The 13,930-nt window shown below is 60.6% G+C and carries 12 protein-coding genes and 1 tRNA gene; 7 read left to right on the forward strand and 6 right to left on the reverse strand.

The genetic code is table 11. From position 1 onward, the window contains the following. Positions 1 to 25: 25 nt before the first annotated feature. Both amt and KX729_RS02095 read right to left on the reverse strand, forming a co-directional pair. A complete protein-coding gene (amt, locus tag KX729_RS02090; protein WP_312990537.1) occupies positions 26 to 3,139 on the reverse strand; it encodes an ammonium transporter in 3,114 nt (1,037 codons plus the stop codon). A gap of 190 nt (positions 3,140 to 3,329) precedes the next feature. Next, positions 3,330 to 3,653 (reverse strand): HlyU family transcriptional regulator, encoded by a 324-nt coding sequence (locus KX729_RS02095; RefSeq protein ID WP_219740779.1) that lies wholly within the window; start codon positions 3,651 to 3,653, stop codon positions 3,330 to 3,332. A 104-nt stretch (positions 3,654 to 3,757) separates the two neighbouring features. Between KX729_RS02095 and KX729_RS02100 the strand changes: the two genes are divergently transcribed. Continuing rightward, positions 3,758 to 4,777 (forward strand): glycerophosphodiester phosphodiesterase family protein, encoded by a 1,020-nt coding sequence (locus tag KX729_RS02100; RefSeq protein WP_219740780.1) that lies wholly within the window; start codon positions 3,758 to 3,760, stop codon positions 4,775 to 4,777. Positions 4,778 to 5,056: 279 nt separating this feature from the next. Further along, positions 5,057 to 6,055, forward strand: coding sequence for an alpha/beta hydrolase (locus KX729_RS02105; RefSeq protein ID WP_219740781.1), 999 nt, complete (start codon positions 5,057 to 5,059; stop codon positions 6,053 to 6,055). Here KX729_RS02105 and ilvA read toward each other — a convergent pair. After that, a complete protein-coding gene (gene ilvA, locus KX729_RS02110; RefSeq protein WP_219740782.1) occupies positions 6,048 to 7,322 on the reverse strand; it encodes a threonine ammonia-lyase in 1,275 nt (424 codons plus the stop codon). The two genes, KX729_RS02105 and ilvA, sit on opposite strands and share 8 nt — an antisense overlap. A gap of 117 nt (positions 7,323 to 7,439) precedes the next feature. On the opposite strand from ilvA, the gene KX729_RS02115 reads away from it, so the two are divergent. Next, positions 7,440 to 8,897: a TrkH family potassium uptake protein gene (locus KX729_RS02115; RefSeq protein WP_219740783.1), complete on the forward strand. Its 1,458-nt coding sequence runs from the start codon at positions 7,440 to 7,442 to the stop codon at positions 8,895 to 8,897. Positions 8,898 to 8,918: 21 nt separating this feature from the next. On the opposite strand, the gene KX729_RS02120 is transcribed toward KX729_RS02115, so the two are convergent. Next, positions 8,919 to 9,590, reverse strand: a complete 672-nt coding sequence (locus tag KX729_RS02120) for a metallophosphoesterase family protein (protein ID WP_281423204.1) — start codon at positions 9,588 to 9,590, stop codon at positions 8,919 to 8,921. Between the two features lie 91 nt (positions 9,591 to 9,681). Beyond that, a tRNA-Leu gene (locus KX729_RS02125) sits at positions 9,682 to 9,767 on the reverse strand. Positions 9,768 to 9,987: 220 nt separating this feature from the next. On the opposite strand from KX729_RS02125, the gene KX729_RS02130 reads away from it, so the two are divergent. After that, complete coding sequence (locus tag KX729_RS02130; RefSeq protein WP_219740785.1) at positions 9,988 to 10,578, forward strand: hypothetical protein; 591 nt, start codon at positions 9,988 to 9,990, stop codon at positions 10,576 to 10,578. 77 nt (positions 10,579 to 10,655) lie between these two features. Here KX729_RS02130 and wrbA read toward each other — a convergent pair whose 3' ends face one another. Then, entirely contained in the window at positions 10,656 to 11,255 is a 600-nt protein-coding gene (gene wrbA / locus KX729_RS02135; RefSeq protein ID WP_219740786.1) for an NAD(P)H:quinone oxidoreductase type IV, read from the reverse strand. Between the two features lie 249 nt (positions 11,256 to 11,504). Between wrbA and KX729_RS02140 the strand changes: the two genes are divergently transcribed. From KX729_RS02140 to gpt, 3 genes are all read left to right on the forward strand, one after another. Beyond that, positions 11,505 to 12,278: a competence/damage-inducible protein A gene (locus KX729_RS02140; protein ID WP_219740787.1), complete on the forward strand. Its 774-nt coding sequence runs from the start codon at positions 11,505 to 11,507 to the stop codon at positions 12,276 to 12,278. A gap of 131 nt (positions 12,279 to 12,409) precedes the next feature. Then, a complete protein-coding gene (locus KX729_RS02145; protein WP_219740788.1) occupies positions 12,410 to 13,249 on the forward strand; it encodes a putative universal stress family protein in 840 nt (279 codons plus the stop codon). 121 nt (positions 13,250 to 13,370) lie between these two features. Then, positions 13,371 to 13,868, forward strand: a complete 498-nt coding sequence (gpt, locus tag KX729_RS02150; RefSeq protein WP_219740789.1) for a xanthine phosphoribosyltransferase — start codon at positions 13,371 to 13,373, stop codon at positions 13,866 to 13,868. Positions 13,869 to 13,930 lie beyond the last annotated feature (62 nt).

A 13,930-nucleotide genomic window follows, 5' to 3' on the forward strand; every position in this document is an offset into this window, starting at 1 on the left:
CTCCCGGCGTGCGGCATTATCTCGATTATGCATGCTGTTGCAACGGCTCGAAGTCGCCGTCATAGGCCGCGTAATCCTGAATTTCCGGCAGTTTCTTCGGCATGTTGCGCAGCTGGGTGGCAATCGTCGGGTCGATCTCGCGAAGGATGTCGGACACCTTGCTCGGCCGGCCGAGAAGGAAGCCCTGCAGTTCGTCGCAGCCGGCATGCGCCAGGAAAAGCGCCTGTTCCGTCGTCTCGACGCCTTCCGCGACGATCTTCATGCCAAGCCCCGTGCCGAGCTCGATGATGGTGCGCACGATCACCTGGGCATTTTCCACGATACCGATATTGTTGACGAAGCTGCGATCGATCTTGATCGTGTCGAAGGGATAACGGCTCAGATAACTCAGCGACGAATAACCGGTGCCGAAATCGTCAAGCGCGATCTGGAAGCCCATTCCCTTCAAGTCATTGAGGATCTGCACCGCACGCCGGTCGTCCTCGATCAGCACGCCTTCGGTAATCTCCAGCTCGAGGCGGTGTGGATCGGCGCCTGTCGTCTTTAACAGCGAGGCAAGGTCGGCGACGAAATCTGCGCGGCGGAACTGCAGCGGGCTGACATTGACGCTGATATGCCCTTCGACGCGCTCGAGAAGGCGGCAGGCCTCGGCCAGCACCCATTCGCCGAGCCGGATGATCTTTCCGGACGCTTCCGCGACGGGGATGAAGTCGCCGGGGCTGATCATGCCGCGCTTCGGATGGTTCCAGCGTAATAGCGCCTCATAACCGATAATGTCGCCATTCTCCGCATCGACGCGCGGCTGGAGGTAAAGCTCGAATTCTTCGCGCTGAAGGGCGATCTCCAGATCGACCTCGAGCGCACGGCGCTTCTCGATCAGATCGTTCATGCCATGCTTGAACATCCGGCAGGCATTACGCCCGGCATTCTTGGCGTGATAAAGCGCCACGTCGGCACAGCCGATCAGCGCATCCATGTCGGTCGCATGTTCCGGGCAGAGCGCGCCGCCGATGCTGACGCTGATATTGACCTGCTCGCCGTGACCGATATCGATCGGCGCAGCCATCACCGCCAGGACGCGGCTGCCGAAATCTTCAAGCTGTTCCGCCGTCGCGGCATAGGTGAAGATCACCGCAAACTCGTCGCCGCCGAGACGGGCGACGATGTTCTGAGGACCAGCCTCGGATTTCAGGCGGTTAGCCGCCTCGCGGATCACCGTATCGCCGGCCTGGTGGCCGTGAATGTCGTTGATATCCTTGAAACGGTCGAGATCGACCATGACCACGCCGCTGCTCACCTCTGCCGAACGCGCCACGAGGTCCGTCAGCCGCTCGGCAAACAGGGTGCGGTTGGGCAGGCCCGTCAGGGAATCATGCATGGCGAGATGCCGCATCCGGCCTTCGGCTGCCTTGCGCTCGCGCAGGTCGACCAGGCAACCGACGCGTACGATTTCGCCCCGATAGGTCATGTACCGGCCGCGCGCCTGAACCGGAATCCACTCGCCGACGGCGGTCTGTACGCGGATTTCATAGGAACGACCGTCGTCGTCCGTCATCATCTTGGCGATGATTTCCCGGTCGTCCTTGTCGAGAAAATCGAAGATCGGCTTGCCGATCAGATGGTCCATCGGATAACCGACCAGCTTCACAAGTTGCTCGTTGCCATCGACGATCAGGCCGTCGCGATGCATGACGATCGCCTCGAAAGTGGAGTTTGCGATCGCGGCGACGCGCTCGGCCTCTTCGTGGTCGCGCCGCATCTGCACCAGTTCGCCGCGATTACGCTCCTCCGCCTCGACATTGTCCATCAGGCGATTGAACAGGCCGGTCAGCTTCTCCGCCTCGTCGCCGTTGACGACCGGCAGCCGCTTGGTCAGGTCGGCATTGCCATCCAGAAGATCGGAAATCGCATTCTCCACATGGCCGACACCGAGACGGGTCGCGTGTTCGGCGATGTTCAAGCCCTCCTCCTCATCCTTGGCGGAAACGCGGATGCGCATCAGCCGGTCGAGGCTCCAGAAGAAGGCGTAGCCCAGGCCGAAGGACCAGTAGAAATTGATGCCCACGCCGACCAATTGCACATGTAGCTGCGCCAGTCGGCCGCCGGCCGGCAGAAGCTCGACCGGGGCCAGCAGCGCCAGAAGCAGGGTTCCGGCAACGCCGGCAAAGGCATGCACGCCGATCGCACCGACCGCGTCATCGATCTTCAGCCGCTTTTCGACGAAGGCATTTCCGAAGATCGCTACTGCCCCGCCGATCGCGCCGATGATCAGCGCATTGGCAGGATCAAGGATATGGCAGCCGGCCGTCACCGCGACGAGGCCGCCGAGCATGCCGGAATTGGCCTTTTCCGGCAGAATCACGCCATCCTGATAAAAACCGATGATATATCCCACGCAGGTGCCCATGCCGCCGGCAAGCACGGTGTTCATGATGATCGGCGCAATGCTTTCGGAGGCCGAAAGGGTCGAGCCGCCGTTGAAGCCGATCCAGCCGATGAACAGCAGAAGAGCGCCCGTCGTCGACAGGACAGGGCTATGGCCGGCGATCCGCACCGCCGTACCGTCCGCGTTGAACCGGCCGATACGCGGGCCGATGACCATGCAGGCGGCCAGCGCCACCCATCCGCCGGTCGAATGCACGACCGTGGATCCGGCAAAATCGACAAAGCCCATCTGGGCCAGGATGGCGGTGCCGTTTTCGAACAGGGCGGCACCCCAGACCCAGTGGACGAAGACCGGGTAGATGAGGCCCGACATCACCAGCGAACCGAACACATAGGCCGGCAGCTTCATGCGCTCTGCCACCGCGCCGGAGACGATCGTCGCGGCGGTGCCGCAGAACATTACCTGGAAGACGAAAAACGCCGACTGCCAGGGATCAATATTGCGCAGGAAATAGAAGTCGCCCTGCGTGCCGAAGGGCAATCCGCCCGATCGGCCGAAGGCAAGCATGAAGCCGACGGCGGCAAAGGCCACCACGCCGAAGACGAAATCGAGAAGGTTCTTCTGGGCGACGTTGATGGAATTTTTCGATCGCACCATGCCGGCTTCGAGCAGGAGGAAACCGACCTGCATCAGCATCACCAGACCGGCCGCGACGAGAACCCACGTCATATCCAGACGCGACGTGCTCGACACGGCGTCATCGGCGAAAGCGTAATGCGGCGCAAGCCAGGCAAAAAGCCCTAAGCCACTGAAACGCATCCAATATAAATGGCGTGATCGCATTAAGCCGACCGCTAAAAGACCACTGGTACAGCGGCCTACTCTAGGGTGCAGCCCTTAATTTTGAGTGTTGATCGCAATTTTGTTCACAATACGGAACAGATTATGCGTTGCGGGACTTGGCACCGTCGGAGAACAGCGATGCGCCATTCTGGTCGATGATCTGCTGGGCCTTCTTGACCGTGTATTCCACCGCGTCTTCCATCGACGTGAAGACATCGGCACGCACGAAGGTGCGTTCCAGGATCTCGCCGTTCACATCCTTCTCGATACGGCCTGCCAGCCGGAACTGGCTGCCTTCGCGGATCGGTGCCGGATGGATGAGGCAGCCGGCATACTCCACCGATTCTACCTTGGACGCGGGAGCCTCGGCGGACTTTGCGCCACCGGAGAACATCGACAGGATATTGGACAAGAACGAAGCCATGGCGGCTGACTAGCATATTCCTTTGTAGGCCGGAAGCGGGGCGGCCAAGGAAAAGACGCGATCGAACGTCTGAGGAGATATCCGACCGATCCGGGAGATTTCGCATGAAATGGAAAATCGTCGCTGCCCTGCCCGTTGCCGCGATCGGTGCCCTGTGGATCGGCAATACGGCGATGTTTTCGCACTTTCCAGAGGACCGGGCGTTGAGGATCATCGCCCATCGCGGCCAGCACCAGATCTTCGACCGGACCGACCTTGCAAACGACACCTGCACGGCGAGCCGGATTTTCCCGTCTACCCATCCCTATCTGGAAAACACGATCGCCGGCATGAAGGCAGCCTTCGATGCGGGTGCGGATATCGTCGAACTCGACGTTCACCTGACCCCGGATAGGCAGTTCGCCGTCTTCCACGACTGGACGCTCGACTGCCGCACTGAGGCCAAGGGCGTGACCGAGCTAACGCGGATGAGCGTGTTGAAGACGCTCGACATCGGTTACGGATATACGGCTGATGGCGGCAGGACTTTCCCTTTTCGCGGCAAGGGCGTCGGGTTGATGCCGACCCTGCCCGAGGTTTATCAGGCGCTGCCGCAGGGTCGTTTCCTCGTCAATTTCAAAAGCCGGCGGGTGGAAGAAGGCGAGGCACTGGCGGCACTCGTCAACGATCAACCTGCCTTCCGTAACGTAACCTTTGGCGTTTACGGCGGCGACCGGCCGACGGAAAAAAGCATGTCTCTGATCAGCGATCTGCCGGGTTATTCGGCGTCTTCCGCCAAATCCTGCCTTCTCAATTATCTGGCGTTTGGCTGGAGCGGTTATGTGCCGGAAGCCTGTCGCGGCGGTCTGGTGCCGGTGCCGGCAAATTATGCCTTCCTGCTTTGGGGATGGCCGCAGCGCTTTTATGGGCGAATGCAAGCAGCCGGATCGGATGTCGTGCTGCTCGGCCCGTTCGAGACCGGCGATAGCGGCAGCGCCGGTATCGACGATGCTGCTGCGTGGGATCTGGTGCCGGACGGCTTTCCCGGGCTGGTCTGGACGAATGTGATCGAGAAGACAAAGCCGGAAGTGGAGCGGCGCGGGTTTTGCGCTCGGACGGCGAAGCCGGTGATATGTGGTCGGTAGATTTTTTGTGACGTGAAATGCCTTTATTCTCGCGATCGAGGTGTGGAGGCAGTGGAAGGAGAGCACGGCGGTGCCGCGATCTCCGTTTCTTCCCCCTTGCGGGGAAGATGTCGCCAGAGGCGACAGATGGGGGTGGTGCCACAAACCCAACATAGAATATGCTGAACCACCCCCATCTGTCTGCTCCGCTGACATCTTCCCCGCAAGGGGGAAGATGGGAGTGCGTGGTACCACTTCACCTTCAATATGCGACTACGTGCTATTTTCACGGAGATCCAAATGCGGAGGATATCGTTTTCGTGGCGGCTCATCCTTTACGCCTTGCTGGTGTTGATAATCGGCACCGGCTTTCTCCTCACCCAAGGACCACGCATGCCGCCTGAAGGATTTCCGGTTTTCGACAAGGCAAATCTCGGCACCGACCTTGATGCCTATCTCGCCGCCAGCGAACGCCGCTATCCGGATATCCGGCCGGGCGATGCGAAACTCATCCTCTGGGCCGATCCGGCAACCAAGGCGAAGACGCCGTTCTCGATCGTCTACCTGCATGGCTTTTCGGCATCGGGGGAAGAGTTGCGCCCCCTGCCCGACAAGGTCGCCGCCGCACTCGGCGCCAACCTGTTCTTCACCCGGCTTGCGGGCCATGGCCGCAGCAGCGAGGCGATGGGCGAAGCGCGGTTGGAAGACTGGCTGGCGGACTTTTCCGAAGCACTCGCCATCGGCGAGGCATTGGGCGAACGCGTCATCCTGATGGGCACATCGACCGGCGGCTCGCTCGCGACACTGGCGCTTGCCGACCCGAAGATCGCGCCGCGCGTCTCCGCCGCCGTGTTCTTCTCACCGAATTACGGCATCAACAGCTTTGGCGCCTTCCTGCTGACGACGCCGATCGCACCGCAGCTCTCACGCCTGCTGATCGGCCCGACACGCAGTTTCGCGCCGTATAACGAGGGACATGCTGCGCATTGGACGACGCAATATCCGACCAGCGCGCTTCTGCCGATGGCGGCGCTGGTGAAGCTGTCGGTCAACGGCCCGGTCGAGCAGGTCCGAACGCCTGCCCTCTTCGTCTATTCGTCGCTGGACCATATCGTCAGGCCCGACAAGGTGCGCGACGTCGCCGGCCGCTGGGGCGGCCCACACGAGATCTTCGACGCCGGCAAAACGGACGATCCCAGCAATCACGTGATTGCCGGCGACATCATGTCTCCCGGCACGACCGGCGCTCTGGCCGACCGCACAATCAGCTGGCTGAAATCGACGCTTGGCGTCAGATGACCAGATTGGCGAGAATCTCGTTCTCGGTAATATCCTCATAGCCGAGGCCGGCCGTCTCGAAACGTTCGACGAGGCCTGCGAAATTCTCCGGGTTCGCCGTTTCAATGCCGATCAGGATCGAGCCGAAATTGCGGGCCGATTTCTTCAGGTATTCGAAACGGGCGATATCATCGTCCGGGCCGAGCAGGTTGAGAAAATCGCGCAGGGCGCCGGGGCGCTGCGGCAGGCGCAGGATGAAGTATTTCTTCACCCCGGCATACCGCATGGCGCGTTCCTTGACGTCCGGCAGGCGCTCGAAATCGAAATTGCCGCCCGAGACGACGCAGACCACCGTCTTGCCGGCGAGCTTTTCTCGGCCCAAAGCCTCGAGCACGGTGATCGACAGCGCGCCGGCCGGTTCCAGCACGACGCCTTCGACATTCAGCATTTCGGTGATCGTCACGCAGATGGCATTTTCCGGCATCAGCATGACCTGATCGGCTGAGAACGTCTTCAGCGCCGCGAAATTCAGGTCGCCGATGCGCGCCACCGCCGCCCCGTCGACGAAATTGTCGAGTTTTGCGAGCGTGATCGGTTCGCCGGCGAGCAGGCTTTTCTTCAGGCTCGGAGCGCCTTCCGGCTCGGTGAAGATGAAGTTTTCGGGCGCCACGACGTCTTTCAGATAACCGGTCGTGCCGGAGGACAGGCCACCGCCGCCGACCGGCAGGATGACGAGATCGGGGATTACGCCTTCCGGCAACTGGTCGACGATCTCGGCCGCCACTGTCGCCTGGCCCTCGATGATGTCACGGTCGTCGAAGGGCGGCACCATCATGCCGCCGGTCTCTTCCACATGCTTGCGGGCCGCCGCATAGCACTGGTCGAAAATATCGCCGATCAGCCTGATGGTGATGAACTTGCCGCCGAACATGCGGGTCTTGTCGATCTTCTGCTGCGGCGTGGTGACCGGCATGAAGACGACGCCCGGCACTTCGAAATGGCGGCAAACGAAGGCAAAACCCTGCGCATGATTGCCGGCGGAAGCGCAGACGAAGGTCCGGTCTTTTGCACCAGCCGCGATCGCCTTGCGGAAGAAATTGAACGCCCCGCGGATCTTGTAGGAGCGCACCGGCGAAAGATCTTCGCGCTTCAACCAGATGTCGGCGCCATAACGGCGGCTGAGATGCTCGTTCATCTGCAGCGGCGTTTCGGGGAAAATTTCCCGCATCGCCGCCTTGGCTTCGTCCACTCCGGCTTTACTTACGCCTGCTTCGGTCACTTCGGTCATCCATTGAAATCAAAGAACGGCCCCGCTATGCCATAGGCGAAGGGGTGGTGACAAATATCTTTCCGTCGCACCGCAACAGGACCACCACAACAGGCCCAGCGCAGCAAGGATGACTTTTTGAACGCCAGCCTCTTTCGCTCGGTCATCTACATCACGGCGCTTTCGGCGCTCTATCTTTCCGCTGCGATGTTCATTCCGGCGCTGATAGACCTTTATTACGGTCATCCCGACTGGCAGGTCTTCGCCATGTCCGGCTTCATGGTCGGCGGCTTTTCGGCAGGTGCCGCACTCGCCACCCGCGGCGAGCCGCCGGTCTTCAACAAGCGCCTCGGTTTCCTGCTGGTCAATGTCCTGTGGATCATGTTCTCGGTGGTCGGCGCCATTCCGCTTTACCTCGCGGAATATCCGACGACGTTTGCCCAGGCGCTGTTCGAATCGGTATCCGGCATTACCACGACCGGTTCGACCGTGATGGTCGGGCTCGACAGCCAACCGCCGGGCATCCTGCTCTGGCGATCGCTGCTCACCTGGCTCGGCGGCATCGGCATCGTCGGCCTCGGGCTTTTCGTGCTGCCGTTCCTGAAAGTCGGCGGCGCCTCGATCTTCAAGCTCGAATCATCGGAGACCAACGATAAGCCCTTTGCCCGACTTGCGAGCTTCACCCGTGCGTTTCTCGCCGTCTATATCCTGCTGACGATCGCCTGCACTGTCGCCTACGACATGGCCGGGATGAATCATTTTGATGCGCTGAACCATGCGCTGTCGACGGTCGCCACCGCAGGCTTCTCGACGCACGATGCGTCTTTCGGTTATTTCAAGGATAACCAGGCCATCCTGATTTTCGGCACTGTGTTCCTGACCATCTGCAGCCTACCATTCTCGGTGCTGATCCTGCTCGCCATGCGCGGCCGGATGGATACGCTGCGTGATCCGCAGATCATTGTATTCCTCGGCTATCTCTGCGGGTTTTCGATCGCGCTCGGCGTGTACAATCATCTGCGCAACGGCGTGGAACTGGATTATGCGCTGATCCACTCCTTCTTCAACATGTCCTCGATCCTTTCGACCGGCGGTTTTGCCAGCGACGACTATACGCTTTGGGGTCCCTTCGCGATCATGCTCGCCTTTTTCGCGACGTTCATGGGCGGCTGCTCGGGCTCGACCGCCGGCGGCATCAAGGCCTATCGTTTCGTGGTGATGTTCAACAGTGCGCGGGCCGGCCTGAACAAGCTCATCTATCCGAGCGCCATCTATCCGGTGCGTTACGGCGCGATGACGATCGATGCCGAAACCCAACGCGGCGTTTTCCTGTTCGTCAGCCTGTTCCTGTTTCTCTGGGTGGTCGGCAGTCTCGGCATGACGATGCTCGGCTACGATATCCTGACATCGCTGTCCGGCGTTTTGACCTGCCTGTCGAATGTCGGCCCCGGCATCGGCTCGATCATCGGCCCGGTCGGCAATTTCTCGACGCTCAGCGATCCGGCGCTCTATCTCCTGTCGGTGATGATGCTGCTCGGCCGCCTGGAAATCCTGACCGTACTGGTGCTGCTCACCCCGGCCTTCTGGCGTTATTGACGCAGCTAACGCTTGGATCGATCAGGATCTTGGGTTCCATGTGCCGGTTGCCGGCACCCGCAGAAACCGGATCGGCCCTTCCGGCCTGTCGTCATCGAAAACCGCGCAGGCAAGCTCGCCACCGAAGACGCAGCCGGCATCGATATTGGTGCGGTTGTCGATCGTCATCGGATTGCCCGTAACCGGCGTATGGCCGTGGCAGAGATGGCGGTCCCAGAAATAACCGGTCTCGTTGCCGCGATAGCGCTTCCAGATCAGATCGCGCTCCCGCTGCCCGTCGAGCGGCAAGGCTTCGTCGACCCCGGCATGCACGAAGATGCGATGCTCATCGACATGGATCGTCGGAAGACTTGCGCACCATGCCATCACCTCATCAGGCACGCTGCCGCCGAAGGATTCCATCGTTTCATATCCGCCGTTCTCCAGCCATGAGACCATCTCCGCCCCATCCTCGGCATGGGCCTTCACCATCCAGTCTTCGTGATTGCCCTTGAGTGCCGTCCAGCGCCAGCCCTCCTTCTTCGGTCCGGCCATGACGAACTCGACCACGCCACGGCTTGCCGGTCCGCGATCGATATAATCGCCGATGAACACGACATGGCCGGACGGCGCCTGGTATTCGATGTGACCCAGCATGTCCTTCAGCTCGGACAGGCAGCCATGGATATCGCCGATGGCAAAGGTGAAGCTCAAGATATCCTCCAAAGTGAACGATATGGTGCTGGAATAAATCTCGAAATGGAAACGGACCCGCAGGCGCACGCAGGCTTGATACGACATGAATTGGTGCGGACGGCGGGGATCGAACCCGCATGACCATAGGCCGAGAGATTTTAAGTCTCTTGCGTCTACCAGTTTCGCCACGTCCGCCACGCACCCTGTTTCTTGGACTCGTCATAAATCGTCAAGCACTGAAATCGCAGAAGTCGTACCTGAGAGGCAAAAAACAGGTTCTCAGGGAAACGCGAGCCTGGGCACAGTAATCGGAAACCTCTCCCGGACAGAGGATTGACCGAAAGTCTCCTTTTGGTGACAATCCCATCATCACCGTGGCGGATATGGTTGTCGTGAGGCAGGCATGAGGCATTGGATGCGCGTGAATGCAGCGCTTTTCGTTCTCGCAGGCCTATCGGCCGATCTCGCCCTTGCGGCAGACGACGACCAGGCGCGGCTGCAGGCCTACAGTTCGCTTCTCACCGGCGCCCCGCCGTCGATGGCGATGGATGGGGAGATCAAGCCCGGGCGGCAGATCAATCTGACCAACGGAGTGCTGAAGTTCGGCCCCAAGACGGGCCAGCGCTTTGCCTCTGGCGATCTGCTTTCGCTCGGACCGGGACAATGCATCGTCCAGAAGCTGATGATTAGCCAAGGCGACAAGGACTGGGCGCAGACGAGCCTCATCACCTATGATTTCAGCCGCGTGCAGAAGCTGCGTTATCTCGCAGACGATGACGATTACGAGAAGGCAGAGTCTCGAAAGCCGGACGATCCGAAGGTGACGACGATCTGGATCGAGGGCGACAACCTGCATTGCCAGCAGGTGATGCATATCGACCCCGCCAAGCCGCAGCATTTCGAAGTCTGCGAAAAATCCTGGACGGTGATCCTCACCGAGCCCGACGACAAGAAGGCGGCGATGGCGGCGCTCGATATGATCGGCGCCAGATGCTTCAAGAAATGATCTGCCGAAATTAATTCTATCAAACAAACGTAAGCGCGGCCCGAAGACCGCGCTTTCCTTATAGCATTGCCGAAAAATCAGGCCGAGAGCTTGGCGGCCAGCTTGGCGACATGCGCGCCCTGGAATTTTGCGGCTTCCAGCTCGATTTCCGAAGGCTGGCGCGAACCGTCGCCATTGGTGATGGTGGAAGCGCCGTAAGGGGAGCCGCCCTTGACTTCCTCGGTACCCATCTGGCCCTGGAAGGCATAGGGAAGACCGACGACAGCCATGCCCTGGTGCAGGAAGGTCGGGATGAAGCCGAGGATGGTCGATTCCTGGCCGCCGTGCTGGGTAGCCGACGAGGTGAACATCGAGCCGAGCTTGCCGACCAGCTTGCCCTGCGCCCAGAGGCCACCGGTTTGGTCCCAGAAATTGCGCATCTGCGAAGCGACCGTGCCGAAGCGGGTGCCGGCGCCGACGATGATCGCGTCATACTGGTCGAGTTCGCTCGGGCTGGCGATTTCGGCTTCCTGGTCCATCTTGTAGTAGGAAGCCTTGGCGACCTCTTCGGAAACCAGTTCCGGAACGCGCTTGACGGTGACGTCGGCACCGGCCGATTTTGCGCCTTCGGCGACGGCGTAGGCCATCTTCTCGATATGGCCGTAAGCGGAATAATAAAGGACGAGAACCTTCGCCATGATCTTCTCCAATCGTGTCTTGTTTTGAAAAGGCCAACAGCGGCCAGAACCTGAGGCTACAAGTAGCCGGTTCGGCAGGTTTGGACAGTCCCGCCATGCCTGACGCACTGTTCGCTTTTTGAAGACGATTTCCTGCTTGCGGATCACAAATCCGTAACGAACAGGCTTTTGCACCGACTATCGAAAAATCCGCTTCTACGTGGAAAAATTTGGGCTTAGGACTGATGCCGCTTCATGAAGGACAATCCGATGTCAGATACATCCATCGTCACCGCCGCCATGCTCGCCATTGGCGACGAGCTTCTCTCCGGACGCACCAAGGACAAGAATATCGGTCATCTCGCCGATCTCCTGACGCTGTCCGGCATCGATCTCAAGGAAGTGCGGATCGTCGCCGACGAGGAGGACGCGATCGTCGAGGCGCTGAATGCGCTGCGCGGGCGCTATGACTACGTCTTCACTTCCGGCGGCATCGGCCCGACCCATGACGACATCACCGCCGATGCGATCTCCAAGGCGTTCGGCGTGCCGTGCATCTACGATCCGGACGCGATGACCCTGCTCGGCGACATGTACGAACGCCGCGAGATGGAGTTCACCGATGCCCGCAAGCGCATGGCGCGCATGCCGGAAGGCTCGAAGCATATTCCGAACCCCGTCTCGACGGCGCCGGGCTTCATCATCGGCAATGTTTACGTGATGGCCGGTGTGCCGCAGGTTTTCCAGGCGATGGTGGACAATGTGCTGCCCATGCTCCGTTCAGGGGCGAAAATGCTGTCGCGAGGAATCCCCTGCCCCTATGGCGAAGGCGATATCGGCACGCTGCTTTCGGCCGTGCAGAAGGCGCATCCGGAAACCAGCATCGGCTCCTATCCGAAATATGACGGGCAGCGGTTCTCGACCGAGATCGTCGTGCGCGCCCGCGATGCGGCGGTGCTGGATGCAGCCGCCGATGCGGTGGTGGCGATGATCGCCGGCATCGAAAGCGCCAGGACGCCGACCAATCCGACCGCGGACGCTTAAAAGGTTCCTGCGGCATTCGGCCTCTGCGCATTGCGGAGGCCTCCCTCCTTGACCGGGATCAAACTGCGACACACGTATTTATCTGACACTGGTTCCAATTCGTGGAAACCAGCCGATGAGGAGATACCGACATGGGCTACAAGACCATACTCGCCGTTCTCGACACGCCGCAGAATGCCAAGCAGATCACCGATTTCGGGATCTCGCTGGCCGAACAGTTCTCCGCCCACCTGATCGGCGTGCATGCCGAGACGCTGGCTGCCGTGCCGCTGATCGCACCGATGGAAATTCCCGATCCCGCCGCGGTTCAGGTGTTGCAGGAAGTGGCCCAGAAGGAAACCGCCGAAGTGCAGCGCATTTTTGGCGAACTGACGGCAAGCCAGGGCGTTTCCACCGAATGCCGCAGCTTCATGTCGTCGGCGGGTTACGGGTCGTCCTCGGTGATGGAAACGGCGCGCAGCGTCGACCTGATCGTCGCCAGCCAGAGCGATCCGGCACATGCGGATCATCGCGCCGACCTTGAAACCTTCCTGTTCGAAAGCGGCCGGCCGATGCTGCTCGTGCCCTATACGATGAAGGTGGTGCAGCCGGTCAAGCGGGTGCTGGTCGCCTGGAACGGCTCGCGGGAAGCCGCGCGTGCCACATTCGATTCCATGCCTTTCCTTAAGGCGGCCGAAAGCGTCGAAGTGCTGGTGATCGACCCGCCGGAGCGCGGCGACCAGACGCCTGAGCTCGCCGGCACCGAGATTGCCGCGGCACTTTCCCGCCATGGCATCAATGTGACGCTGACGACGCAGCAGAGCGGTGGGCTGTCTGCCTCGGCGGTGATCGAAAACCGGTTGACGGAAAACAGCATCGACCTGCTCGTCATGGGCGGTTATGGCCATTCGCGCTGGTGGGAAATGCTGTTCGGCGGTGTTACCCGCAACCTGCTCGATTCGATGACGGCGCTGACGCTTCTGTCGCGCTGATGACGCACATCATGCGTCGCCCATCATAAACGGTGGGCGACGCTGTTCAAAACCTTGCGCTTCTGCCCTTATTGCCGCTATTAGCGAGAGCCAACGAAGCTCTTGCACTTGGCAAACCGACATGTCTCTTCCTGAAAAAGCATTTCCCGTTTCCTGGGACCAGTTCCACCGTGACGCCCGCGCGCTCGCCTGGCGGCTTGCCGGCCTCGGACAGGAATTCCGCGCCATCGTCTGCATCACCCGTGGCGGCCTGGTGCCGGCGGCGATCATCTCGCGCGAACTCAACATCCGCCTGATCGAGACGGTCTGCATCGCCTCCTACCACGATTACGTCAACCAGGGCGAAATGGCGCTCCTGAAGGGCATCACGCCGGAACTCTCCAAGGATGAAGGCCTCGGCGTTCTCGTCGTCGACGACCTGACCGATACCGGCAAGACGGCGTCGGAAGTGCGCGCCATGCTGCCGAAGGCACATTTCGCCTGCGTCTACGCCAAGCCCTCCGGCGTGCCGACCATCGATACGTTCGTGACCGAAGTCAGCCAGGATACCTGGATCTACTTCCCCTGGGACATGGGCTTCACCTACCAGGAGCCGATCGCCAAGGGTGCCAAGGGCTGATCACGAGCCCATATGGTTTCCAGCAAAAAGCCCCGGCGCCGCATGGCGCCGGGGCTTTTCCG

This window comes from Neorhizobium populisoli, from assembly GCF_019430945.1.
GTDB classification, from domain to species: Bacteria; Pseudomonadota; Alphaproteobacteria; order Rhizobiales; family Rhizobiaceae; genus Neorhizobium; species Neorhizobium populisoli.